The sequence below is a fragment of the Streptomyces sp. NBC_00009 genome (assembly GCF_045040855.1).
Taxonomy (GTDB): Bacteria; Actinomycetota; Actinomycetes; order Streptomycetales; family Streptomycetaceae; genus Streptomyces; species Streptomyces aureus.
The window spans coordinates 3,723,209-3,747,528 of record NZ_CP108312.1 but is presented as its reverse complement, the minus strand read 5'-3'; the positions used below and the strand labels follow the sequence as shown (position 1 = coordinate 3,747,528).

Genomic DNA, 24,320 nt, shown 5'->3' with positions numbered 1-24,320 from the left:
GCCGGGCCCCACTCGCGTTGCCGGGTGGACCAGGGCGTTGCCGGGTGGGCTATGGCGTTGCGGAGCGTGGCTGGGTCGTCGGGATCCGTGAGGTGAAGAAGAGGGCGAGCAGCGCCGTGAGGGCGAGGACGGCGAGTGCGGCGCGCAGGCCGTCGAGCCGTGCTTCGCTGTTCGCGTCGAGCGCGGCCTGCGAGACCTCCGAGCTCGTGCCGGATTCGTCGAGCGCGGTCTTGAGCTGAGCGTCCGAGAGGAAGGGCGCGCCGCTCTGGAGCTCGACGGAGGTCTGGCTCTTGACGTCGGCCGGGACCGCCGGATTCTGCTCGATGGCGGTCACGAACGAGGTCGTGAGCGCGGCGATGAGGATCGACCCGGCGAGTGCCGTACCGAGCGAGGCGCCCAGGTTGGTGACGGCGTTCTGGACCCCGCCGACTTCCGCGCTCTGTGCCTCCGGCACCGCGGACACGGTGACCGACCCGAGCTGGGACGCCAGCGCGCCCATGCCGAGCCCGATCAGCAGGAGGGGGATGGTGACGATTTCCGCACCGGCTCCCGCGTCGAGTGCGGCCATCAGGACCACCGCGCCCGCGAGCAGCGCGAGGACCCCGAGCCGCACCACCCGGCGCGGCGAGACATCCGGGAAGAAGCGCGGGATCAGGATCGCGGCCGCCAGCAGCGTCAGCGAGAGCGGCAGGATGCGGGCACCGGTCTTGAGCGCGGACAGGCCCAGGGCGACCGACAGATACAGCGGGACGACGAAGAACACGCCCATCTGCACGAGGTACTGGAAGAAGAACATCGTCAGGCCACCGGTGAGCTGCTTGTTCTGCAGCAGGGCCGGGTCGATGAGCGGCTCCTTGCGCTGCTTCACCAGGCGGGCCTCCCAGCGGAGGAAGAGCCAGATCAGGCCAAGCCCGGCCAGCGCCAGCCACACGACCAGCGAGATCCCGAGCCAGGAAGGCGCACCGGGTTTGGGCTGGAACCAGCCCCATTCGTCCGAGCGGAGCACTCCGTAGACGAAGATCCCGAGGCCGAGGGCGGAGAGCACGCAGCCGAGGAGATCGATGCGGGTGCGTTCGCCGACCGGCGCGTCGGCGATGGGGCGGGCGAGTACCAGGATGCCGAGCACCACCACGACCTCACCGGCGAACACCCAGCGCCAGGAGAAGTACGTGGTCGCGACGCCTCCGATGAGCGGCCCCAGCGCGATCGCCACGGCCCCTGCGGCGGCGACGAGTCCGTAGGCGGCGGGACGGCGTTCCGCGGCGAAGTTGCCTGCCACGAGTGCCACGATCGCGGGCAGGATGAGAGCGGCTCCGAGCCCTTCGAGGAGTGCCCAGCCGAGCAGCAGCACGGGGAGGTTGGGTGCGAGCGCCGTGATCAGGGAGCCGCAGCCGTAGATGCCGCAGCCGATCATGAAGGCGAGTTTGCGGCCGATCAGCGCACCGACCTTGCCGCCCGGGATCATGAACATCGCCATCACGAGGGTGTACGTCGTGATGGCGCCCTGGATCCCCGTCACGGTCGTGCCCACGTCCTCGGCCACGGTGGCGATCGAGACGTTCATGACCGAGCTGTCGAGAGCCATCAGGAACTGACCTGCCGCGAGGGTCAGCAGGACGAGTCGCGCCGTCGCCGGACTCTCAGCGGTGCCTGCCGCAGGTGCCATGGGCGAATCGTGGCAGTTTGCCGGGGGAGGTCGGCGCTTCGACCCGCCACCGGCAGCAATCTGTTGGCGGCGACGGGGTGGCGACGACCGACGCGAGTGGGGCCCGGCACTGTGTGTGCCGGGCCCCACTCGCGTTCACCAGGTCTCTAGAACGTGCCCAGCTTGATGATCGACAGGAGCGCGATCAGCTGGATCGCGGAGGCGGCCAGCGCCTTCGGCCACGGCAGGTCGTGCGACCTGCCGACCATGAGCGTCAGCAGGAAACCGGCCAGGGCCCACGTCGCCCAGCCGAGAATCTGCACGAACGGGGCGTCGCCGCCCAGGAACATCGCGAAGAGCAGGCGCGGGGCGTCCGTGATCGCGGTGATCAGCATCGCGAGGCCGACCGTGGGCTGCCACGCTCCGTCACCGCCGAGCTGGCGGGCCAGCGTGTGCGTGACCACGCCCAGGACGAAGAAGCTGATCGTGATCGCGACGCCGGTCGTCAGGACGTACGGGACCGCCGACGAGATCGTGGCATTGATCACGTCCTCGCGGGCCGAGTCGAAGCCGAAGATCGCGAGCAGCCCGTAGAGGAGCGTCACGATGAGGGCGGGGCCCCACATCGCGTAGTCCCGCATCTGGAGGTACGTCTGGCCGGGGCGCAGGACGACTCCGGACAGGAGCTGCTTCCAGTGCAGCCGCGGCCCGACGGGCGCGGCCGGGGCCGAACCCGCCCGGTACGTGTCGCCCTGGCTGTACGGGTCCTCGCCCACGGAGAACGCCTGGGTGTGCCCCGGGTTGTTCGCCGCGTACGGGTCGTAGCCCTGACCCTGCTGACCGTGCCCCTGCGGGCCGTTCGGGTCGCCGAAGTACTCCGGCTCACCGTGGCCTCCGGACTGGGGCCACTGCTGCTGCTGCTGACCGTACGGCTGCTGCTGTTGCTGCCCTCCGTACTGGTTCTGCCGCGGTTGCCCGTTCGGGGGCGCGGGAGGGTAGCCGTACGGGGCCTGCCCCTGGGGGGCCTGCTGTGCGTACGGTCGCGATTGCGAGGCGCGGTTGTCCCGGCCGCGTCCGATCCTGAATCCAGCCACGTAATCGAACGTACCTGGTCCCGGAGAGTGAGGTGCCGGGCCCGGTGGATCGGGCCCGGCTTTGCGGCCGAGCTGTGACATCCCCTAGGGGGACGGACAGGGCCTTGTCAGGGGCTTTACGGGGCTGTCGGGAAGACGGATCCGTACTGCGGCGGGTTGACGGACGAGGGCAGGCCGAGCGTGCGCGGGGAGAACGCGGTGACCGGGACGTCGTCGGCGCCGCGCAGCTGCCAGGCGGCGCCGAGGGAGCCGTTCTCGCCGGGGGAGCCGACCGTGACGTCGGGCAGGCCGTCGCCGTCGTAGTCGTCGGCCGAGAACGCGGCGCCGAAGAGGTCGCCCGCCTCGGCGGCGCCGGGGATGCCGGGGGTGTCCTGCTGGATGCCGACGCCCACGGCCTTGCCGTCGGCGTTCACGATGCCGTCCTTGCCGCCGCGCAGGGCCGTGATGGCGCCCGCCTTCGCCTTGCTGCCGATGGCCTCGCCGGGGGCGCCGACGATCAGGTCGTCGTAGCCGTCGCCGTCGAGGTCCGCGACGGTGAGGGCGCCGCCGAAGAGGTCGCCGGTCTCGGCCGTGCCCGGGACGTCGGGGGTGTCCTGGTTGAACGTCTGCTGGCGGCCCCAGAAGAGGTCGGTGCCATCGCCGTACTGGATGTGGATGCCGCCGCCCTGGGTGTACTTCTCTGGGCCGCACGGGTCGTCGATGTTCTCGTCGGCGTTCTCGCGGCAGTTGCCCATTGCGAGGTCGGTGAAGCCGTCGCCGTCGAAGTCACCGGCGGCGAGGGCGCTCGCGGTGCCGTTGCTGGTGTTCCAGTAGTTGAGCATGCGCTGCTCGCCCGCGTTCCAGGCCGCGAGACGGATCTGGGACTGCGTGTACGGCTGGCTGTTCGTGTAGTACGTGACGGCCACGTCGGCGGTGCCGTCGTGGTTGAAGTCGCCGGCCGCGAGGACGGGGGCGCGGCCGCCCATGTGGTCGCCCATGAAGGCCGTGGTGGTGGTGCCCGTGTGCAGCAGGACCCTGTCGGTCGCGCCGATCACGACGTCCGGCTTGCCGTCGCCGGTGAAGTCGTCGGCGACGAGGGACTTTCCGTACGCGGCGGAGGCGGCGGGGCCGTCGGCGACGGTGGTGCCCGCGGCGAACCCGGTGGCCGAGCCGTGGACGACGGCGACCGTGCCCGCGTCGGTGCCCTTGCCGGTGACGTCCTCGCCTGGTGCGCCGACGACGAGGTCGGTGTGCCCGTCGCCGTCCACGTCGGCGGTGTCGACGGATGCGCCGAACCGGTCGCCGGACTCGGGGGCGCCGGGGACACCGGTGGTGGCCTGGCTGATACGGGTGCTGCCGCCCGCGCCGAGTCCGCCCTTGCCGCCCCACACGATGTTCACGTAACCGGCCTTGGCGACGCCGGAGACGGAGGCATTGGGCAGGCCCACGGCGAGGTCGGCGTAGCCGTCGTGGTTGAAGTCGGTGCGGGGGGTGGGGAGTTCGTCGGCGCTCGCGGTGACGGCCGAGGTGAGGCCGGTGGCGGCGAACGCGGTGGCGGTCGCGGCGGCGAGGGCGAGGGTGGTGCGGATGCGTGTGCGTGTGCGTATGGGCATGGGGGTTCCTGGAGGGTGTGGGGTGGCCGGGCCCGCGACGGGGGCGCGGGCCCGGCTGCTTCGGAGCGGCCTGTCAGTCGGTGAAGTTGCCGCCGAGGACCGGGGTGCCTGATGCGGAGATGCCGAGCGTGGAGGTGTAGATGCCGGAGGAGGCGGCGAGGGTGCCGTCGGCGTTGACCTTCACCGGGTAGACGGCGCCGTTGTAGCCGTTCTCGCCGTCGGCGCCGATGAGGATCTCGTCCCGGCCGTCGTGGTTGAGGTCGTCCAGGTGCACGTCGGAGCCGAACTCGTCGTTCTTCTCACTGGTGTTGGGGACGTAGGCGTTGTCCTGCTCGAGGAAGAGGGCGCCCGTGCCGGTGATGCCCGAGCCGTCGGCGGAGCCGTACAGGACGGTGGCCGCGCCCGCGTTGGCGCCGCCCGTCAGGTTCTCGCCGGGGGCGCCGACGACCAGGTCGAGGTGGCCGTCGCCGTTGACGTCGCCGAGGTCGAGCTCGCCGCCGAAGGCGTCGCCCGTCTCGCTCGAGCCGGGGACGCCCGAGGTGTTCTGCGTGAACTTCTCGGTGTCGCCGGAGGACGGGCCGCTCGCCGTGCCGTGCACGACGTACACGGAGCCGCCCGTGGTCGCGCCCGCGATGCCGGAGTCCCAGGAGGTGCCGATGACGATGTCGTCGTAGCCGTCCTCGTCGGTGTCGCCGAGGTCGGTGATGATGCCGGCGGGCAGCTTCTGGGAGCCGGCGGTGGCCAGGCCGGTGTCGCTGCCGGGGATCCAGTAGTTGGCGTTGAGGTTGTCCGACGGGTCGTAGCCGTTGACGATCAGGTCGTCCTTGCCGTCGCCGTTCGCGTCACCGGAGTGCAGGCTGTTGATGCCGTCGCCGGTCTGGACGCCGGTGCTCAGCGTCGTGCGGCTCGCGGCGCCCCCGGTGCGGGTGAAGCCGCCGGAGAAGACGTCGACCTTGGTGGAGCCGAACGCGCCGATGGCGAGGTCGTCCTTGCCGTCGCCGTCGAAGTCGCCCGCCTCGACCGGACCGCCGAAGTGGTCGTGGCTGGTGGGGCGCGGGTCGGCGACGGTGGTACCGCTGGTCAGCCCGCCCGCCGAGCCCCACAGGATGGCGGCCGTGCCGCCGTTGGTGTCCGTGCCGACGTCCTCGCCGGGCGCGGCGACCAGGACGTCGTCGAAGCCGTCGCCGTCGAAGTCGCCGTACGCGGAGTCACCGCCGAACACGTCGCCGGCCTCGGCGGTACCGGGGATACCGGCCGTGTTCTGGCTGATGGTGGCGTAGTGGTTGCCGGTGGCTCCGCCGTAGATGACGGCGAGCTGGCCCGCGTTCGCGTGGCCGTTCACGTAGGCGCCGGACGCGGAGGCGACGGTGTCCGCGTAGCCGTCACCGTTGAAGTCGGCGTCGTTCTGGGACACGCCGGCGGGCGTCTCGTCGGCGGCGGCCACCCCGGCCGAGGTGGCGAGGAGCCCACCGGTCAGCGCGGCGGCGGCCGCGGTCGCGGTGGCGAGCCGTATCCGGGCGGGGGACGGCTCGGGCGTGCGCTTGTGCTTGGCGTGCCTGGTCATGCGCGGGTCTCCTGCGTCAACCGGGGGATGTGGGGGCATCCGCAGTCAGTAAGGGTGCGTTCCGCGTTCCGCGGGCGTTTGCCTGGAGTTGTCCCGGGCGTGGACCTGCGGTCGGCTTACAGGAGACGGTTGGTGGGGGTGGAGGGTTGTACGGGGTGGGTGGGAATCTGCGGGGTCAGGCGGGCGTGCCGAGCTCGCACCACACGTATTTGCCGGCCGAGCCCGCGCCGGCGTTGACCTGGAACCAGCCCCAGTCGTCGGCGTACGTGTCGACGAGGTGCAGCCCGTAGCTGTCGGGGCCGGGATCGGTGGGTGGCGCGGGGTCGGTGTCCCAGGCGCCGAGCCGGAGTGCGCTGCCGTTGTGCCGGAGCTTGAGTGCGGCGGGGCCTTGGGTGTGCCGGATGGCGTTCCCGAGGAGTTCCGATGCGAGGAGCTGCGCGTCGTCGAGGAGGGCGGGGAGGTGGTGGGTGGTGAGGATGCGGGTGAGGGTGTGCCGGGCGACTGCTACCGCTCGGGTGTCGTGGGGGACGTAGAGGGTGTATTCCCAGGTGGAGGAGGGGCCGGTGTCGTGGCTGTTCCGCATGTGGGGCTCCCGGTGGGCGCGGTGGCATTGCCGCCTGGCCAGGGCGGTGCCTTCCGCGGTTTCGAAGAGTGTGTGATGCGTCACTGACAGTAGGGGGTTCAGTTGAACCCCGTCAAGCGGGACTGGGATACTCGCGTGTCCCAACTCGCAGGAAAGCAGGGGTACATGCCGGCGCGAAGCATCATCACGGCACGTCAGGAGCGGCTCGGGGCCGAGCTGCGAAAGCTCCGTGAGCGTGCGGGTCTGACCGGCCGGGAGGCGGCTCGGGCCATGGGGTTCGCCGAGACAAGGATTTCTGCCGTCGAGTCGGCGCGGGCCGGGGTGAGTGCGGAGCGCGTCCGCTACTTGGCCGGTCAGTACGCGTGCGACGACGACGCGTTTGTCGATGCGCTCGCGGCCATGGCGGCGGAGAGCGGGCGGGGCTGGTGGGACGAGTACCGCGGCCTTGTGCCCGCGGGCTATCTGGAACTGGCCGAACTCGAGGACCACGCGGTGCACTTGAGGACGTTCCAGAGTGTCAGCGTCCCGGGCCTCCTGCAGACGGAGGCGCAGGTGCGGGCGCTGTTCGGCACGGCGGTACCGAAGTTGCCGGACGAAGAACTCGACCTACGAGTCCAGTTCCGGCTGCGACGCCAGGAGTTCCTCACAGGGGAGCGGCCGACCAGGTACGACGTTGTGATTCATGAAGCGGCGCTGCGCATCCGGGCGGCTGACGGCAAGGTTGCCCGGGAGCAGCTGCTGCACCTCCTGGACCGGTCGGAACTGCCCCAAGTGACCCTGCGCGTGGTGCCGTTCGACGCCGACGGCTTCGCGGGCCTGTGCTATCCGATGCTCTACGCGGACGGCCCGGTTCCCCAGCTCGACACCGTCCTGATGGACACCCCGCACGGCGGTGCGTTCGTGGACGCGGAGGCGCAGCTCAGCCGCTACCGAGGGCTCCTGGACAAGGTGGAGCGGGCCGCGCTGGGGGTCGTAGAGTCGAGAGAACTCATCCACCGCCTTGCGCACGACATGTGAGAGGTCCCCTCATGGCCCAGGAGATCGTGTGGCAGAAGTCCTCGTACTCCGGCGGTCAGGACGGGCCCGACTGCCTAGAACTCGCCACACACGAAGGGGCCGCCCTCCTGAGGGAGAGCGACGCCCCGGGTGACGTACTCAGGACCCGGCCGGAGGCGCTGGCTGGGTTGATACGTCGGGTGCGTGCTACTGGAGGAAGCCCTCGATAGGGACGTCGTTCGCGGAGGTCACGCCCGTCGTCGTAATGCCGGACGACGAGCCCGGCAGGCGCAGGGAGCCGGCCTGGCCCGTGAAGTACAGGTCCGCCGTGCCGTCGTGGTTCGTGTCGCGCAGGCGGACGAGCCAGCCGATGCCGTCGTCGGAGGTGAGGGCGCCCGGGACGCCGGGGCTGTTGCGGGCGAACCACTGGGACCCGGTCCCCGAGATCCCGCTCGCGCGGCCCTTGAAGACTTGTACGCCGCCCGCGTACTCCTTGCCGTCGATCTCCTCGCCGTACGCGCCTACCGCCAGGTCCTGGTAGCCGTCGCCGTTGACGTCGCCCGCGGAGAGGGACGAGCCGAACCAGTCGTCCGCCTCGGGTGTGCCTGCCACGCCGCTCGTCGACTGGGTGAGGCGGGAGCTGGTGCCGGGCCCCGTGGAGGATCCGTACCAGAGGGAGACGCGGCCCTTGTAGCCGGAGTACAGCGGCGTACCGATGGCGATGTCGCCGTAGCCGTCCTTGTTGAAGTCGGCGATGACGCCGTCGCCGCCCCGGTACGCCTGGCCGCCGTTGCCCGACTGGGATTCGAGGCGCAGTGTCTTGCCGGAGGTCAGCGTGGAGCCGCCCTTCACGAACCAGGCGTCGGACGCGATGTACGAGCTAGTGACCACGTCGCCGATGATGACGAGGTCCGTCTTGGCGTCGCCGTCGACCTTGCCCGCGATCAGGGCGGTGACGTTGAAGGCCGACGACGACTTGTCGAGGGTCGACACCGAACCGGTCGTGCCGGACCGCGTGAAGCCGCCCCGGTAGACGTATGCCTTGGCGTTGTTGACGACGGCCAGGTCCTGCTTCCCGTCGCCGTTGAAGTCGCCGGTGGCGAGGTCGCGGCCCATGGAGCCGTACTGCTCGGGTGCCTTGTTGGGGAGCGCGGTGCCACCGGACAGCCCGCTCGCGCTGCCCCACAGGATGGTGACCGCGCCCTGGTCCTTACGACCGTCGGCGTCCTCGCCGCGGGCGGCTACAGCCAGGTCGCCGTAACCGTCGCCGTTGAAGTCGGCGGCGGCACGGACCTCGCCGAACGCGTCGTCCTCCTCGTCGGCGCCGTACACGCCAGGGGTCGACTGGTCGATGTGCTGGGTCGCCGTGCCGGGGCCCTGGGCGGTGCCGAAGGTGACTCGGACGCCGCCGCCGTGGTTAGGGCTGTCGGCGTAGGAGGCGTAGTCGCGGTACCCGTCCCCGTTGAAGTCGTCGCCGTACTTCGCCGTGGCCGCGGAGGCGGGGGCGGACGGCAGGGTGAGCGGGGTGAGGCCCGCCGCGACGAGTGCCGCGAGGGCCGCGGTGGTGTGTAGACGCATGGGTGGGGTTCCCTTCGAGGTCAGCCGCTGATGTGGTTGCCGAACAGCGACTGGGCGCCGTCGAAGCCGAGGGTGGACGGGCTGAAGCTCGTGGCGCCCGACGTGGTGAGGCCCGTGCTGGAGCCGCGCAGGTTCCAGACGGATCCCGTGCCGCTGTTCTCGAAGGCGGCGCTGGTCGTCAGGTCGGCCCTGCCGTTCTTGTTGATGTCGGCGAGCAGTACGTCGGTGCCGAACTCGTCGTTCTTCTCGGCGGTGCCGGGCACGCCGGACGTGCTCTGCGAGAAGGCCTTGGCGCCGGTGGTGGTGAGCCCGGTGGCGGAGCCACGCAGCAGGACGACGGTTCCCGTGCCGGCGGCGGAGCCGATCGTCTCGCCGGGCGAGCCGATCGCGAGGTCGCCGTATCCGTCGGCGTCGGCGTCGCCCACGGAGAGGGCGGAGCCGAAGGAGTCCCATGCCTCCGCGGTCCCGGGGACGCCCGAGGTCGCCTGCGTGTAGCTCTTCGTGGCTCCCAGGGCCGGTCCCGACGCGCTGCCGGGGAGCACGGTGACCTTGCCGCCGAGGGCGCCGCCCGGGTCGGACGTCTCGTCCAGGGGGTTGCCCAGGACGATGTCGCCGTAGCCGTCCTTGTTCAGGTCGCCGATGGCCGCCGCGTACGCGCCGGGAAGGGTGATGGCAGAGGGGGCGGTGACCGGCGCGAGGAAGAGGTACGTCGCCGCGTACTGGTCGTCGGCGCCGTCCGCGTAGGGCGCGTAACCCTGTACGACGAGGTCGTCGACCCCGTCCGCGTTGGTGTCGCCCGCGGTGAGGCTGCCGGACGTGGCGTCGGGGTCGAGGGCGGTGGCGATGGTCGAAGATCCGGCATAGGTGCCCGACTTGGTGAAGCCGCCGCGGATGATGTCCACGGTGGGTCCGATCGAGCCGACCGCCAGGTCGTCGTGCCCGTCGCCGTCGAAGTCGCCCACGGCGAGCGTCGCGCCGAAGTAGTCGTGCTTGGTGGGGCGCGGGTCGGTGACCGTGGTCCCGCCGGACAGGCCGCTCGCCGAGCCCCACACGATGGTGACCGCTCCGGCGTGGGTGTCGGTGCCGGTCTTCTCGTTCGGGGCGCCGACGACGAGGTCGGCGTATCCGTCACCGTTGAGGTCACCGGTGGCGAGCGAGTCACCGAAGGTGTCCTCGGCCTCCGGGGTGCCGGGGATGCCGGTGCTGCTCTGGCTGAGCACGGTCCGCTTGGCGGTGTTCAGACCGCTGGAGGAGCCGTAGACGACGGCCGCGCGGCCGGCCATGTACTTGCCGGACACGGTCGCGGTGCCCGCGGTGAGGGCGATGTCGCGGTACCCGTCCCCGTTGAAGTCCCCCTGGAGCCCGGAGGGCGCGGCGGAGGCCGGGGTGGTGGTGAGGGGCAGGGCGAGCAGGCCCGTGGTGAGGGCCGTAGCCAGGAGGAGGGTGCGCTTGCGCATGGGGTGGCCGCTCCAGGGGGTGTGCGCGGTCGGGAATGGGCCCGCACCGGAGCGGTGCGGGCCCAACGAGCCGAAAAGGGACGTCAGTTCGCCGCGTTTCCGCCCAGCTGCGGGTAGCCGTCCGTCGAGACGCCGACCGAGGTCGCCGACAGGGAGCGCGCTCCGGTCGTCGTGAGCTTGGTGCCGTTGGAGGGCAGGTAGGTGAGCGAGCCGTTGAAGTCGTTCTCGCCCCACGCGCCGACCGTCAGGTCGGACTTGCCGTCGCCGGTGACGTCGGTGAGCTTGACCTCGGTGCCGAACTGGTCGTCCTTCTCGTCCGTGCCGGGGACGCCGGCCGTGGACTGGGCGAAGTACTGCGACCCGGAGCCGGTGTTCAGGCCCTCGGGGGACCCGTAGAGGACGGTGACCGCACCCGCGTTGACGACGCCGTTCAGGTTCTCGCCGGCCGCACCGATCGCCAGGTCCTGGTAACCGTCGCCGTTGATGTCGCCGAGTGTGAGCTCGCTGCCGAACGCGTCGCCGCGCTCGGAGGAGCCGGGGACGCTGCCGGTGTCCTGGCTGATCTCGGCCGTCGTGGCGGGGCCGCCGGCCGAGCCGTAGATGATGTTGATCTTGCCGCCCGTGACGGACTCGGGAACGGAGGGGCTGCCGTCCTTGGACGGGTCCCAGGACTGCCCGGTCACGATGTCGCCGAAGCCGTCGCCGTTCACGTCGCCGATCCCGGTGATGACGCCGCGCTTCAGTTCCGTCGCGGACGAGCCGTCGAGGCCGGAGGCGGAACCGGGCACGTAGTAGTTGGTGTTCCAGCCGTAGTCGCTGTCGGTCTCGTAGCCGTCGACGACGAGGTCGGTCTTGCCGTCGTTGTTGACGTCGCCCGCGGTGAGGGTGATCGGGCCGGCGCCGCCGCCGGACATGATCGGCGGCTTGAGCGTGTAGCGGCCGCCGGACGTGCCCGCGGACGTGATGCCGCCCTTGTAGACGTAGATCGTGCTCGCCGACGAGCCGATGGCGAGGTCGTCCTTGCCGTCTCCGTCGAAGTCGCCCGCGGCGAGCGTCCTGCCCCAGCGGTCGTGCGAGGAGACGGCCGGGTCCTTGATCGTCGTACCGCCGGTGAGGCCGGACTGCGAGCCCCACATGATCAGGACGGTGCCGCCGTCCGTGTCGCCGTCCACGTCCTCGTGGTCGGCGCTGACGGCCAGGTCGTCGAACCCGTCGGAGTTGAAGTCGCCGTACGCGCTGACCCAGCCGAAGCCGTCGTTGGTCTCGGCGGTGCCCGGCACGCCGGTGGTGTTCTGGCTGACCGTCTTGCGGGCGGCGGCGTTCATGCCGTTCGCGGAGCCGTACAGGGCGACGATCTGGCCGGCGCCCTTCTTGCCGCCGACGGTCGCCCAGCCGGCGGAGTACGCGACGTCGCCGTACCCGTCGTGGTTGAAGTCGGCCTCGTGGTGATGGACGGAGTCGGCGGCGAGCGCCGAGCCGGTCGAGAGGGACATGAGCCCACCCGTCAGCGCGACCGCAGCGGCCGTCGCGAGGGCGGTGCGTATGTGCTTGTGCATGCGGGGTTCTCCTGCAGCATGCGGGGATGCCTGGCGGGCATCCGCAGTCAATGGGGTGCGTTCCGCGGGTATTTACCGGGAGTTGTCCCAGGCGTGGCCCTGCGGTTGGCGAACAGGAGACTCCTGGTGGGGGTGGAGGGTTGTACGGGATTCCCGGGAATCTGTGTGGCTGGTGAGTCGACGATGTGCCCACTCCCGGCCGGGTCAGTCCGTCAGCCGGCCCCAGAGGTACTTGATCGACGTTGCCCCGAGCGTGGCCGGCGTGAAGGCCTGCGAGCCCGTTCCGGTCGGGCCCGAGGAGGTGCCGGGAAGCACGAAGACGCGGCCCATCGTCCCGTCGAGGAAGCCGGCCTCCGGGGCCGAGGCGACCAGTTCGGGGCGGCCGTCGCCGGTGACGTCGGTGAGCTGGACGGAGTCGCCGAGCGCTCCGTCGTCGGTGGTCTCGCCCTCGATTCCGTAGGTCCCGTAGTCGTACCAGCGGGCGTTGCTGCCGGTCAGCCCGGACGAGCCGCCGCGCAGCAGTGTGAGGCCGCCGGCGTAGAACGGGCCGTCGCCGATCATCTCGCCGCTGACGCCCACGGCGAGGTCCGGGTAGCCGTCGCCGTTGGTGTCGGCGGCCGATACGTCGCTGCCGAACCGGTCGCCGAACTCGCGGGAGCCGGGCACGCCGGACGTGGACTGCGTGATGGTCCTGGCCGAGGAGCTGGGGCCGGTGGAGGTGCCGGGGAGGACGTAGACGGCGCCGCCCGTACTGGCGCGCGGGCTGCCGAGGGTGAGGTCTCCGTAGCCGTTCTTGTCGTAGTCGGCGATGGTGACGCTGGCCTCCATCAGGGACGCGGACGCGGGCAGGCTCACCTTCTTGGTCTTCGTGGGGCCGCTGCTGCCGCCCTTGTAGAACCAGATGCGGTTGCTGTCGGTGTCCCAGTCGTCGCCCAGGACCGCGAAGTCGGCCGTGCCGTCGTTGGTCACCTTGCCCGCGACGACCCGGTCGGGGGAGATGTTCTCGCCGTCGATGGGGTCGAAGTTGGTGGCGCTGCCGCGGGTGCCGGATTTGGTGAACGGGCCCCGCAGGTACCAGATGTTGTCGTCGTCCACGGCGACGAGGTCCTTGCTGCCGTCCGCGTTGAAGTCGCCGACGGCGATGTCCTTGGCGAACCCCTTGTCCTTGTACTTGGGGTTCTTGTATGCGCTGCCCGCGGTCAGCCCGGTCGCGGAGCCCCACAGGACGGTGACCGTGCCGTTGTACTCGCCGTCGTTCTCTCCGGGCGCTGTGACCACCAGGTCGGCGTAGCCGTCCTTGTTCATGTCCTGCGCGACGACGTCCGTGCCGAACCCGTCGCTCGCCTCCGCCGCACCGGGAATCCCGCTGCTGTTCTGCGAGACGATCGCGCGCCGGGCGGGGTCGAGGCCGTCCGCGGCTCCGAAGAGGACGACGACGGCGCCGGCCTTCGTCGCGCCGTCGACCGTGGCGCCGCGGTCACCGATCGCGAGGTCGCGGTAGCCGTCCCCGTTGAAGTCGCCCGCGAGGCCGGAGGCCGCCGCGGAGGCCGGTGCCGTGGTCAGCGGAACGGCGAGCAGCCCAGCGGTGAGGGCCGTCGCCAGGAGGAGAGTGCGCTTGCGCATAGGGGTGGTCGCTCCAGGGGGTGTGCGCGTTCGGGAAAGGGCCCGCACCGGGCAGGTGCGGGCCCAAGTAGCGGTATAGGGCGCTCAGTTGGCCGCGTTGGCGCCGAAGTCCGGGTAGCCGGCCGTGTCCACGTCGACGTCGGTCGGGTCGATCGCCTTGGCGCCGTCCGTGGTGATCTGCGTGCCGTTGGAGCGGAGGTAGGTGAGGTTGCCGTTGCCCGCGTTCTCCCACGGGGTCGAGGCGATCAGGTCCGCCTTGCCGTCGCCGTTGACGTCGTCCAGCTTGACCTCGCCGCCGAAGCCGTCGTTCGTCTCGTCCTGGTTCGGGACGTACGAGGTGTTCTGCGTGAAGTACTGGACGCGGTCCGTGGTGCTCAGGCCTTGGCCACCGGCGGTGCCGTACAGGACGGTGACCGAGCCCGCGTCCTTGATGCCGTTCAGGTCCTCGCCCGGGGCGCCGATGGCCAGGTCGAGCAGGCCGTCACCGTCGATGTCGCCGAGCGAGAGTTCGCTGCCGAACATGTCGTCCGTCTCGGAGGCGCCCGGGATGTCGCCCGAATCCTGGTTGATTGCGTCCGTGGCGACGGGGCCGTCGACCGAGCCGTACGTGACGTAGACCTGACCGCCCTTGTGGGCGTCGGGGAGGTCTCTACCGCCTTCGACGGCGTCCCAGTCGATGCCCGTGACGATGTCGCCGTACCCGTCGCCGTTGACGTCACCGATGTCGGTGATGACGCCGGGCTTGAGCCGCTGGCCCCCCGAGACGCTCAGGCCGGTGGCCGTGCCGGGGATGAAGTAGTTCATGTTCCAGCCCGTCGTGGACTGCTCGAAGCCGTCGACGACGAGGTCCGTGCGGTGGTCGCCGTTGACGTCGCCGGCGGTGAGCATGAGAGGCCCGGAGCCGCCGCCGGACTGGACCGGGGGCTTCACGGTGTAGCGGCCGCCGGATGTGCCGGTGGAGGTGATGCCGCCCTTGTAGACGTAGATCGTGCTCGCCGTGGAGCCGATCGCGAGGTCGTCCTTGCCGTCGCCGTCGAAGTCTCCGGCCGCGAGGGAGTCGCCCCACTTGTCGTGCGAGGAGACGGCCGGGTCCTTGATGGTGACGCCGGTCTTCAGGCCGGAGGCCGAGCCCCACAGGACGGCGACGGTGCCGCCGTCCGTGTCGCCGTCGACGTCCTCGTGGGCGGCGCCGACGGCCAGGTCGTCGTAGCCGTCGTGGTTGAAGTCGCCGTACGCGCTCGTCCAGCCGAAGCCGTCGTTGGTCTCGGCGGTGCCGGGCACGCCCGTGCTGTTCTGGCTGAGCGTCTGGCGCGGAGTGATGGCGTTGATGCCGCCGGTGGTGCCGTAGAGGACGACGATCTGGCCGGCGCCGCCGCGGCCGCTCACCGTGGCGTTGCCTGCGGACTCGGCAATGTCGCCGATGCCGTCACCGTTGAAGTCGGCCTGGGCGACATGCGTGGAGTCGGCGGCACCTGCGACGCCGGTCGAGAGGGACACGAGCCCACCCGTCAGCGCGACCGCAGCGGCCGTCGCGAGGGCGGTGCGTATGTGCTTGTGCATGCGGGATTCTCCTGCAGCATGCGGGGATGCCTGGCGGGCATCCGCAGTCAATGGGGTGCGTTCCGCGGGCGTTTGCCGGGAGTTGTCCCAGGCGTGGCCCTGCGGTTGGCGAACAGGAGACTCCTCGTGGGGCCTGGGGGTTGTATGAGGGACGCACTTATTTTTCTGGCCCGCTGAGGGATAGCAGCGGGCGGCTCATCGCGTCGTGATGACTGCCAGAAGGGGAGGGTCGATGGAGGCCTCAAGTCACGACGGGTTCCGGGAGTTCGTAGCGATGCGCTCCACCGCGCTGCTGCGGCTCGCGGTGCTGCTCGCCGGAGGGGACCGGCATGCCGCGGAGGATCTGCTGCAGATCGCGCTGATGAAGGCCTACGGGCGCTGGGCGCGTATCGAGCAGCCCGAGGCGTATGTCCGCCAGGTCCTGTACCGCCAGCAGGTCAACCGCTGGCGGCTGCGCAGGCATCGCGCGGAGACGACGGTGCCCGTACTGCCCGAGCCCGGCACGGACACCGATGCCGGGTCGGACCCCGAGCTGCGGATCGCCCTGTGGGCGGCGCTCGGTCGTCTGACGAAGCGGCAGCGCGCCGTGGTCGTGCTGCGCTACTTCGAGGACCTGCCGGAGGCCGAGGTCGCGGCGCTGCTGGGGTGCCCGGTCGGCACGGTGCGCAGTACGGCGTACCGGTCGCTCGCCAAGCTCCGGTCGCTCGTACCGGAGCTCGGGCCCGAAGGGCCCACGGAACAGGGGAAGCCGCTCAGCTATCAGGCGAAGGGGATCCAGGGATGACGACGGAGCGGGTGGAGGAGAAGGTCCGGGAGACGCTGCGCGCGGTCGCCCTGGACGGGGTGCGGGCGCCCGGGGACCTGGCCGAGAAAGTGGTGCGGCGACGCGGCCGGCGCCGTTTCTCGCAGGCCGCGGGGGCGGCGGTGGCCGTCGCCGCGATCACCGTCGGAGCGGTGTTCGGCATCGGGGGCGGCGGTGCGGCCGAGCGGGACCGGCCTGTCCGGACGGCGGCGTCGCCGGAGGGCTGGAAGCCGTGGAAGAGCGACGTCCCGGGTGCCGCCGAGCGGGGCTGCCTGGTGGACGGTTCCGCGCTGTACTGCGGCGGGTCCAAGTACGACGTCGCGAAGCTCGACGCCAACACCGGCGAACGGCTGTGGACCGTCAAGGTCAATCGCGAGGGCGACGGGATCGACCACCCGTTCGCCGTGCGCGACGGCGTGGTCTACGCATACCGCAACCACACCGCGAAGAAGCAGCCGAACGGGGACTACATGGGCGGTACCGACCTGATGGCGGTGGACGCCCGCACCGGCGAGCGGCTGTGGGCGGTCGAGATGCCGCAGGACGACCGCGGCGGCCAGGCCGCCATGCTCATCGACGGCGCGGTCCTCGCGAACACCCCGTCGCTCCGTACGATGTCGGCCCTCGATCCGCTGACCGGCAAGGAGAAATGGCGCCACACCTGGGACAAGGGCATCGTGTGCCAGCGAGCGGTGCTGAGCGGTGTGCCCTATCTCCTGTGCACGCGGGACACCGAGGAACCGCACGACACCGACGTCTTCCGACTCGATCCCGCCACCGGAACCGCCAAGAAGGTCACGACCGTCCCCGGCAGGCAGCAGCTCATCGGGACCTCGGGGGACCGGATGATCCTGGGCGAGATGAAGGATGTGGCCGGCAAGGACCGGCAGTTGACCTTCGTCAGCAGCTCCGGGCAGCGGACCTCGCACCCCTATCGGATCGAGGGGTCGCCGGCCCGTGCGGATGTCGTCGGTGATCTTTTGATCTCCGTGTCCTGGCAGGGCAAGGCCTCCGCCTACTCGCTGACCACGGGAAAGACCCTGTGGACGGGCCCGGTCGGCGTCAAGATGCCCGGCAAGAACTCGATGTTGGACATCGCGTCTCCCGTGGTGTCGGCGGGGCAGGGGGTCGTGTACTTCTTCGGCTCGACGGGAGATCTGTCCGGCCTCGATCTGCGCACGGGCGAGCGGGTCTGGCGCGGTCACGTCGACATCCCCCGGCTGGGGCCGGGGCCGGGCATCAGGAACCCGCCCCAACTCCTGCTCTACGAGGACGTGCTGATCGCCCGCGACGGCGGCAGCAAGCTCGTCTCCCTGCTGCCGAGGATCGGCGACTGATCCGAAGGGCCATCGGCCGGGCGGAACTCCCGCCCGGTACTCCCGTCCGGTACTCCCGCCCGGCCGATGGCCCACCAGGCCCTAGTTCTGGCGGGCCAGTACCGCCCCGTACGAGACCGCCCCCGTCAGGCCCAGCTTCGACGGCGTCACCGCGACCGTGTCCGGGTACGGCGGCTCCTCGCCCGTCTCGCGGTACCAGATGCCGCCCGAGTGTCCGTTCTCGCCGGGGGCGCCGCCAGGTCCGCTGTGCCGAGGGCGGTGGCTGCGCACAGCACTACGGCGGACAGGGCTGTCTTCTTTCCGCGTGCCAGCAGCACTTCTGTCTCCTGTCTCCAATTCGCTTACTGCGTCAGTCTGTTCAGCGCAGGACCGAGCCGAAGGCGAGCCCCGCGCCGGCCGTCGTGCTCCCGAAGTTCGCGCCGTTGAAGGACGTGGCGTACGACGTGGTGACGTACGGGACGGCGCCGCGCAGGACCCAGACGGCGCCCGCGTCGGCCGAGGTGCCGATGTCCTCGCCGTTCGCGCCGATCGCCAGGTCGGCCCGGCTGTTCTTGTTGATGTCCTTGAAGCGGAGGGACGAGCCGAAGTGGTCGCCCGCCTCCGGTGCGCCGGGTATACCTGCCGTGTCCTGGTGGTAGGCGCGGCCCGCGCCGAGGGCGCCCGCCGAGCCCTTGAGGACGGTGACGCTGCCAGTGGCCTGCACGGCGCCGACGGTCTCGCCGGGCGCGCCCACGGCGACGTCCGCGTACCCGTCGTTGTCGAGGTCGCCCACGCTCACGGAGCCGCCGAAGAAGTCGGCCTCCTCGGAGGCGCCCGGCACCCCGGCGGAGTCCTGCGTGTACGTCGTCGCCGGGCCGAAGGAGCCCTGGGCGCCGTAGTGCACCGTGAAGGAGTTGTCGGCGCCGTTGCCGGTGACGAGGTCGGTGTAGCCGTCGCCGTTGACGTCCCCGGACGCGGCCGCGTTCCGGGTCGCGCGGGGGTTGTCCTCGGCGATCACGCCCGAGTAGTAGCCGATGTCGCCGACGCCGCCCTTCATGTACACCACGTAGGGATGGCCGTCCGCGTTCTCGCCGTAGAGGACGTACGTGTAGCCGTCCTTGGAGAGGTAGTGGCCCGCCTCCATGCCCTCCAGGTGGATGCCCTCCGGCAGGAAGTCGACCTCGGGGGCGATGGCGCGGGTCGGGTCCGCGCTCTCCGCGTAGTACCACCAGCCGTCGGCGCTGATCACGGCGAGGTTGGCGGCATCGTCCCCGTCGATGTCCACGAAGGACGTGGCCTCGCCGAAGCGGGCGGTGTCGGTGGTGGGGGAGTTGAGGACCTTGGCGCCCCGGTTGAAGGGCTTGGGGCCGCCCCAGAGGATGCTGACGGAGCCGGTGGTGTTGCCTGTCACCCGCTCGCCGGGCGCGCCGACGATCAGGTCGGCGTAGCCGTCGTTGTTGACGTCGCCCGAGGTGACGTTCTCGCCGAACTCGTCCTCCGGCTCGGTGACTCCGGGCACCCCGACCGTCATCTGCGTGACGGTTACGGAGCGGGACGGGCCGACGCCGTCCGCGGAGCCGAAGGTGACGGTGACGGCGTTCGCATCCGGCGTCCCGATGGCCAGGTCGCGGTAGCCGTCGCCGTTGAAGTCGTCCTTGAGCGTGGTGGCGGCGGACGCGGACCCGGCCAGCGGCAGGGTGAGTCCGGCCGCGGCGACGACGGCGGCACTTGCGGCGATGACGAGTTTGCGCATACGCACGAGCAGTACTCCCGGGAGTGGGGGAACAGGTTCCGGGGCTGTGACTCGTGAGGTGTGGGGATGGTTGTGTTCGGGTGGACGTTCGGTTAACGGCGGCCGACCGTCATCGGATCCGTACGTATCAGGACGTGAACTCGGCTGTGGAGAACGTCACTGGGGGCCTCTCCGCCACCAGCTTGCCGCCCTTGACCCCCGTATACACCGCCACCGTGTCCGCGCTCTCCCCTCGGTACGTGCGGACCGCGAGGTCCGTACGCCCGTCCCCGTCGAAGTCGGCGGCCTTCAGGACCTGCGTGGTACCGGTCGCCTTCGGGGTGACGGTCGCCGTGCCCTGCCCGGTCGCCTTCAGGATGGTCACGTCACCGCCGGACACGACGAGTTCGCCCAGGCCGTCCCCGTCGAAGTCGCCCGCGGTGATGGTCGTTCCGGTGGCCTTGAGGGCGGGGGCGCCCGGCCGGGAGAGGGTGACCCCGGAGGCCGTGAGCAGCGCGGTGTCCGCGCCGCCGCCCTTGGTGAAACGGCCGACGGCGAGGCCAAGGCCGGACGGGAGCGCGGTGCCGGACAGGGCCGGTCCCTTCGGGCCGCCCAGCACGATCCGCGACGGCGACGAGCCACCGGAGGTACGGCGCACGAGCAGGTCGTCGTACCCGTCGCGGTCGACGTCGAAGGCGGGTCCCACGGGTACGTTGCCGGGTGCGGTCAGTGGTTTCCCGGCCGCGCGCGGGGCGCCCTTGCGGGTGAAGGGGCCGCGCAGGAAGCTCAGCCGGCCGCCGCTCGCGTGAACCGTGAGGTCGACCGAGCCGTCCCCGTCGAAGTCGCCGCACACCGGCTGGTCAGGCCAGTCGTTGCCGAACCGCGCCTGCGCGGGCACGACGAGTTTCACGCCCCGGTGGGTGAGCCCGCCCGGGCCGCCGAAGAGGATCTGCAGCGGCACCGGCGGCTGCCCCTGCCCGTCGAAGGGCGGATCCGTCGACACGACCAGATCGGTGAAGCCGTCCTTGTCCAGGTCGCAGCTCGCCTCGGAGTCGAACGCGGCGGGCGTCTCGCCCTTGGTCGGCGCCGCGTACTTCGTGGGACGCAGCAACTGCCGCGCCCCGGGCACGAGTCCGTGCCCCTTCTTCCCGTACACGATCCCGATGCCGGGGTCGTCGCCGAGCCCCTTGTGCACGAGATCGTCGAGTACGAGGTCCGGGGCGCCGTCGCCGTTGAAGTCGTCGGCGACCTTGCTGCCGTGGCCGCGCGGGACGGGGAGTGCGGCGCCGGACTTGCCGGCCATGGCGACGGGGTGGTGCTTCTTGGACGCGGCGGCCTTGTCGTGGTTGCCGCAGCCGGTGACGGCGGCGAGCAGCAGCAGGGCGCACCCGGCTCCGGCTGTGCCCCTGCGTATCGCCGCGTTCCGGCCGCCCCGTATGCCCACCATCGCCTTAGACCCCGCCCGCCTCATGTGCCACTTGACCCGTTCATGATGCCGGTGGGGTCGGGGAGGGGGTAGGGGCGGGGGCTGCCGGGTTGGTCACGCGGCGCCGCGACCGGACCGCACCGCGGAAACGCCGGAGGGGCCGACCGGGTCACCCCGATCAGCCCCTCCACAGACAGCGGTTGCCGAACTACTTCACCGGCTCCGGCTCCGGCGCGTCCTCGGTCTCCTCCGAACCCGCCGGGTCGACCGGCGTCTTCACGGAGTCGAGGAGCAGCTGGGCCACGTCCACGACCGTGATGGACTCCTTGGCCTGGCCGTCGTTCTTCTTGCCGTTGACCGAGTCGGTCAGCATGACGAGGCAGAACGGGCAGGCGGTGGAGACGATGTCGGGGTTCAGCGAGAGGGCCTCGTCGACGCGCTCGTTGTTGATGCGCTTGCCGATCCGCTCCTCCATCCACATCCGCGCGCCGCCGGCGCCGCAGCAGAAGCCGCGTTCCTTGTGGCGGTGCATCTCCTGCTGGCGCAGGCCGGGGACGGCGTCCATGATCTGCCGCGGGGGCGTGTAGATCTTGTTGTGCCGGCCCAGGTAGCACGGGTCGTGGTAGGTGATCAGGCCCTCGACCGGGGTGACCGGGATGAGCTTGCCCTCGTCGATGAGGTGCTGGAGCAGCTGGGTGTGGTGGATTACTTCGTAATCGCCGCCGAGCTGCGGGTACTCGTTGCCGATGGTGTTGAGGCAGTGCGGGCAGGTCGCGACGATCTTCTTCGCGGACTTCGGCTTCGCCGACTCGGGGACGACCTTGCCGTCGTCGTCGAGCTCCTCGCCGAACGCCATGTTCAGCGCCATGACGTTCTCCTGGCCGAGCTGCTGGAACAGCGGTTCGTTGCCCAGGCGGCGCGCGGAGTCACCGGTGCACTTCTCGTCGCCGCCCATGATCGCGAACTTGACGCCCGCCATGTGCAGCAGCTCCGCGAAGGCCTTGGTGGTCTTCTTCGCGCGGTCCTCGAGCGAGCCGGCGCAGCCGACCCAGTACAGGTACTCGACCTCGGTGAGGTCCTCGATGTCCTTGCCGACGACCGGGACCTCGAAGTCGAGCTCCTTGAGCCACTCCAGGCGCTGCTTCTTGGCCAGGCCCCAGGGGTTGCCCTTCTTCTCCAGGTTCTTGAGCATCGTGCCCGCCTCGGACGGGAACGCGGACTCGATCATCACCTGGTAGCGGCGCATGTCGACGATGTGGTCGATGTGCTCGATGTCGACCGGGCACTGCTCGACGCAGGCGCCGCAGGTGGTGCAGGACCACAGGACGTCCGGGTCGATGACGCCGTTCTCTTCGAGGGTGCCGATCAGCGGCCTCTCGGCCTCCGCGAGAGCCGCGGCCGGGACGTCCCCCAGCTGCTCCGCGGTCGCCTTCTCCTCGCCCTCCATCGACTTGCCGCCACCGGCGAGCAGGTAGGGGGCCTTGGCGTGCGCGTGGTCGCGCAGCGACATGATCAGGAGCTTCGGCGAGAGCGGCTTGCCGGTGTTCCAGGCGGGGCACTGCGACTGGCAGCGGCCGCACTCGGTGCAGGTGGAGAAGTCCAGCAGACCCTTCCAGGAGAACTGCTCGACCTGGGAGACACCGAAGACGTCGTCCTCGCCCGGGTCCTCGAAGTCGATCTCCTTGCCGCCACTGGTCATCGGCTGCAGCGCACCCAGCGCCACCCCGCCGTCCGCCTCACGCTTGAACCAGATGTTCGGGAACGCGAGGAAGCGGTGCCAGGCGACACCCATGTCGGTCTTCAGGGCGACCGTGATCATCCAGATGAAGGAGGTCGCGATCTTCAGCCCGGCGAAGAAGTACGTGAGGTTCTGCAGCGTGGAGACGTCCATGCCGCGGAACCAGGAGACGACCGGGTACGAGACGAAGAACGAGGCCTCGTAAGCGTCCACATGGTGCTGGGCGCCCTCCAGGGCGTGCAGCGTGAAGATGCAGATGCCGACGATGAGGATGACGGCCTCGACGAAGTACGCCTGGCCGGTGTTGGACCCGGCGAAGCGGGACTTGCGGCCCGGCCGGTCCGGCCGGTTCAGCTGCCGGATGACGATCAGCGTCAGGATCCCGAGGGCCGTCATCGTGCCGAGGAACTCGACGAAGACGTTGTACGGGGCCCATTCGCCGATGATCGGGAGCAGCCAGTCGGCCTGGAAGAGCTGGCCGATGGCGTTCACGATCGTCAGCAGCAGCGAGAAGAAGCCCACCGCCACGAACCAGTGCGCCACACCGACGATGCCCCAGCGGTTCATCCGGGTGTGGCCGAGGAACTCCTTGGCCACCGTCACGGTGCGCTGTACGGGTTCGTCGGTGCGGGTGCCGGCGGGGACGTTCTGGCCGAGCCGCATGAAGCGGTAGATCTGCGCGATGGCTCGGACGAACAGTGCGACGCCGACCACGATCAGGACCAGCGACACGATGATCGCGGCGAGTTGCATTCGGGGGCTCCTCGGGCCTGCGAGGGTGGATATTCAGCGATTACTAAGCGGTAACTTATTTCAGTCCATGCTGAGAGTACCCACTTGTGTGGCCGCACTGTAGTCAGCCGGGCGGTGATCTGCGTCGCTGAGGCCACCCTCGGTCGACAGCGAAAGCAGATCGTGTTATTCACCCCATATTGCGACATAAGCGACTAGCTTATGAAGGTCTCCGGCCGGGCGTGCCCCTCCGGTGTCACCCCGATACCGCAAACCGAGCTGACGGGACGTCCGCCGTGTCCTACGGGATCGCCGCCGCCGCGACCGCCCTGCTGGTGGCCTCCGCCCTCACCGCCCTGCTGCGTCTCGTCGCCCTGCGCACCGGATTCACCGTCCGGCGGATCGGCCGCACGGGACGGCGGACGCCGCGCCTGGGAGGCGCCGCCGTCGCCACGGTGACGGCCGCCGTCACTACCTTCGGAGCCTCGACCGGACTCGCCCCGCTCGGGTCCGGCACGCTCACGCTGCTGATCGCGGCCGGGGTCGTCGCCGCGCTCGGGTTCCTCGACGATGTGCGCCCGGTGGGGGCGCGGGCCCGCGTCGTCGTCGAGGCGGGGGCGGCGACCTTCGTCGTGCACACCGCTCAACTCGGCTTTCTCGTCGGCGCGTTGGCCGTCCTGTGGATCGTCTTCGTCACCAACGCCTGCCGGCTCATCGACACCTCGGACGGGGTGCTCGGCACCGTCGCCGTCGTGACCGCGCTCGGCCTGAGCGCCTGTGCCGCCGCCGGAGGGCTCGGTCCGCTCGCCGCGATCCTCGGGGTGCTCGCGGCGGCGCTCACCGGGTTCCTCATGCACAACTGGTACCCCGCTCGGATGCACCTCGGGGGCTGCGGGTCCCTGTTCACGGGCTTCCTCCTGGCGTCCGCGGCGGTCCTGGTGAACGCGGGCCACGAGGCGCTCCCCGGCGCGGGCTCGCTGTTCGCCGTGACGGTCGTGGTGACCGCGGACGCGGCCCTGGTGGCGGTGTCGCGGCGGCGCGCGGGGCGGCCTCTTCTCCAGGGCGGCGCGGACCACATCGCCCACCGGCTCCGCCGGCTCGGCCTCACCCCGACGGGCGTGGCGGTGGTGCTCGGCATCGCGTCGCTGGCCGGTGCGGTGACCGCGCTCCTGCTGCACGACGGGACGCTGGGCCCGCTGGCCGCGCTGTGGCCGGTCTGCGCGGCGGCCGGGTCGGTCGCCGGGCTGCTGCGGGTGCCGGTCTACGGGGTGCGGCGGCGCGGTCACCGGCCCGTACGGACCGCTGTGGTGGACGTCGCACGTTAGT

At 70.7% G+C, this 24,320-nt stretch carries 19 protein-coding genes; 5 read left to right on the top strand and 14 right to left on the bottom strand.

The window, feature by feature from the left end:
* Positions 1 to 49: 49 nt before the first annotated feature.
* From OHA58_RS16845 to OHA58_RS16825, 5 genes are all read right to left on the bottom strand, one after another.
* On the bottom strand, positions 50 to 1,666 hold the full coding sequence (locus OHA58_RS16845; RefSeq protein ID WP_405479577.1) for an MFS transporter: 1,617 nt from the start codon (positions 1,664 to 1,666) through the stop codon (positions 50 to 52).
* 146 nt (positions 1,667 to 1,812) lie between these two features.
* Positions 1,813 to 2,820: a Yip1 family protein gene (locus OHA58_RS16840; RefSeq protein ID WP_405479575.1), complete on the bottom strand. Its 1,008-nt coding sequence runs from the start codon at positions 2,818 to 2,820 to the stop codon at positions 1,813 to 1,815.
* Positions 2,821 to 2,855: 35 nt separating this feature from the next.
* On the bottom strand, positions 2,856 to 4,331 hold the full coding sequence (locus OHA58_RS16835) for an FG-GAP-like repeat-containing protein (protein ID WP_405479573.1): 1,476 nt from the start codon (positions 4,329 to 4,331) through the stop codon (positions 2,856 to 2,858).
* A gap of 73 nt (positions 4,332 to 4,404) precedes the next feature.
* Positions 4,405 to 5,895: an FG-GAP repeat protein gene (locus OHA58_RS16830; RefSeq protein ID WP_405479572.1), complete on the bottom strand. Its 1,491-nt coding sequence runs from the start codon at positions 5,893 to 5,895 to the stop codon at positions 4,405 to 4,407.
* A gap of 175 nt (positions 5,896 to 6,070) precedes the next feature.
* Positions 6,071 to 6,478 carry an ATP-binding protein gene (locus tag OHA58_RS16825; RefSeq protein WP_405479570.1) on the bottom strand — a complete coding sequence of 136 codons (408 nt, stop codon included), beginning with the start codon at positions 6,476 to 6,478 and terminating at the stop codon, positions 6,071 to 6,073.
* A gap of 165 nt (positions 6,479 to 6,643) precedes the next feature.
* On the opposite strand from OHA58_RS16825, the gene OHA58_RS16820 reads away from it, so the two are divergent.
* Both OHA58_RS16820 and OHA58_RS16815 read left to right on the top strand, forming a co-directional pair.
* Positions 6,644 to 7,495: a helix-turn-helix domain-containing protein gene (locus OHA58_RS16820; protein WP_405479569.1), complete on the top strand. Its 852-nt coding sequence runs from the start codon at positions 6,644 to 6,646 to the stop codon at positions 7,493 to 7,495.
* Positions 7,496 to 7,506: 11 nt separating this feature from the next.
* Entirely contained in the window at positions 7,507 to 7,704 is a 198-nt protein-coding gene (locus tag OHA58_RS16815; protein ID WP_405479568.1) for a DUF397 domain-containing protein, read from the top strand.
* Here OHA58_RS16815 and OHA58_RS16810 read toward each other — a convergent pair.
* From OHA58_RS16810 to OHA58_RS16790, 5 genes are all read right to left on the bottom strand, one after another.
* A complete protein-coding gene (locus tag OHA58_RS16810; protein ID WP_405479566.1) occupies positions 7,682 to 9,052 on the bottom strand; it encodes an FG-GAP and VCBS repeat-containing protein in 1,371 nt (456 codons plus the stop codon). The genes OHA58_RS16815 and OHA58_RS16810 overlap by 23 nt on opposite strands.
* A gap of 20 nt (positions 9,053 to 9,072) precedes the next feature.
* Positions 9,073 to 10,509 carry an FG-GAP-like repeat-containing protein gene (locus tag OHA58_RS16805; protein WP_405479564.1) on the bottom strand — a complete coding sequence of 479 codons (1,437 nt, stop codon included), beginning with the start codon at positions 10,507 to 10,509 and terminating at the stop codon, positions 9,073 to 9,075.
* Between the two features lie 83 nt (positions 10,510 to 10,592).
* Positions 10,593 to 12,065 (bottom strand): FG-GAP-like repeat-containing protein, encoded by a 1,473-nt coding sequence (locus tag OHA58_RS16800; RefSeq protein WP_405479563.1) that lies wholly within the window; start codon positions 12,063 to 12,065, stop codon positions 10,593 to 10,595.
* Positions 12,066 to 12,269: 204 nt separating this feature from the next.
* The gene (locus OHA58_RS16795) at positions 12,270 to 13,688 is read right to left on the bottom strand and encodes an FG-GAP-like repeat-containing protein (RefSeq protein WP_405479562.1); all 1,419 of its coding nucleotides are present in this window, start codon (positions 13,686 to 13,688) and stop codon (positions 12,270 to 12,272) included.
* An 84-nt stretch (positions 13,689 to 13,772) separates the two neighbouring features.
* A complete protein-coding gene (locus tag OHA58_RS16790; protein ID WP_405479561.1) occupies positions 13,773 to 15,248 on the bottom strand; it encodes an FG-GAP repeat protein in 1,476 nt (491 codons plus the stop codon).
* A gap of 232 nt (positions 15,249 to 15,480) precedes the next feature.
* Between OHA58_RS16790 and OHA58_RS16785 the strand changes: the two genes are divergently transcribed.
* Together OHA58_RS16785 and OHA58_RS16780 are read left to right on the top strand one after the other, a co-directional pair.
* Complete coding sequence (locus tag OHA58_RS16785; RefSeq protein WP_405479560.1) at positions 15,481 to 16,032, top strand: SigE family RNA polymerase sigma factor; 552 nt, start codon at positions 15,481 to 15,483, stop codon at positions 16,030 to 16,032.
* Positions 16,029 to 17,387 carry a PQQ-binding-like beta-propeller repeat protein gene (locus tag OHA58_RS16780; RefSeq protein ID WP_405479558.1) on the top strand — a complete coding sequence of 453 codons (1,359 nt, stop codon included), beginning with the start codon at positions 16,029 to 16,031 and terminating at the stop codon, positions 17,385 to 17,387. Before OHA58_RS16785 ends, OHA58_RS16780 begins: the two co-directional genes overlap by 4 nt.
* An 81-nt stretch (positions 17,388 to 17,468) precedes the next feature.
* Here OHA58_RS16780 and OHA58_RS16775 read toward each other — a convergent pair whose 3' ends face one another.
* From OHA58_RS16775 to OHA58_RS16760, 4 genes are all read right to left on the bottom strand, one after another.
* Positions 17,469 to 17,657 carry a hypothetical protein gene (locus OHA58_RS16775; protein ID WP_405479556.1) on the bottom strand — a complete coding sequence of 63 codons (189 nt, stop codon included), beginning with the start codon at positions 17,655 to 17,657 and terminating at the stop codon, positions 17,469 to 17,471.
* An 88-nt stretch (positions 17,658 to 17,745) separates the two neighbouring features.
* Positions 17,746 to 19,119, bottom strand: a complete 1,374-nt coding sequence (locus tag OHA58_RS16770; RefSeq protein ID WP_405485006.1) for an FG-GAP repeat protein — start codon at positions 19,117 to 19,119, stop codon at positions 17,746 to 17,748.
* Positions 19,120 to 19,246: 127 nt separating this feature from the next.
* A complete protein-coding gene (locus tag OHA58_RS16765) occupies positions 19,247 to 20,545 on the bottom strand; it encodes an FG-GAP repeat domain-containing protein (RefSeq protein ID WP_405479554.1) in 1,299 nt (432 codons plus the stop codon).
* Positions 20,546 to 20,732: 187 nt separating this feature from the next.
* Positions 20,733 to 23,015 carry a (Fe-S)-binding protein gene (locus OHA58_RS16760; RefSeq protein WP_405479552.1) on the bottom strand — a complete coding sequence of 761 codons (2,283 nt, stop codon included), beginning with the start codon at positions 23,013 to 23,015 and terminating at the stop codon, positions 20,733 to 20,735.
* A 275-nt stretch (positions 23,016 to 23,290) separates the two neighbouring features.
* Here OHA58_RS16760 and OHA58_RS16755 point away from each other — a divergent pair, with 275 nt between their 5' ends.
* Positions 23,291 to 24,319, top strand: coding sequence for an MraY family glycosyltransferase (locus tag OHA58_RS16755; protein WP_405479551.1), 1,029 nt, complete (start codon positions 23,291 to 23,293; stop codon positions 24,317 to 24,319).
* Position 24,320: the final 1 nt, after the last annotated feature.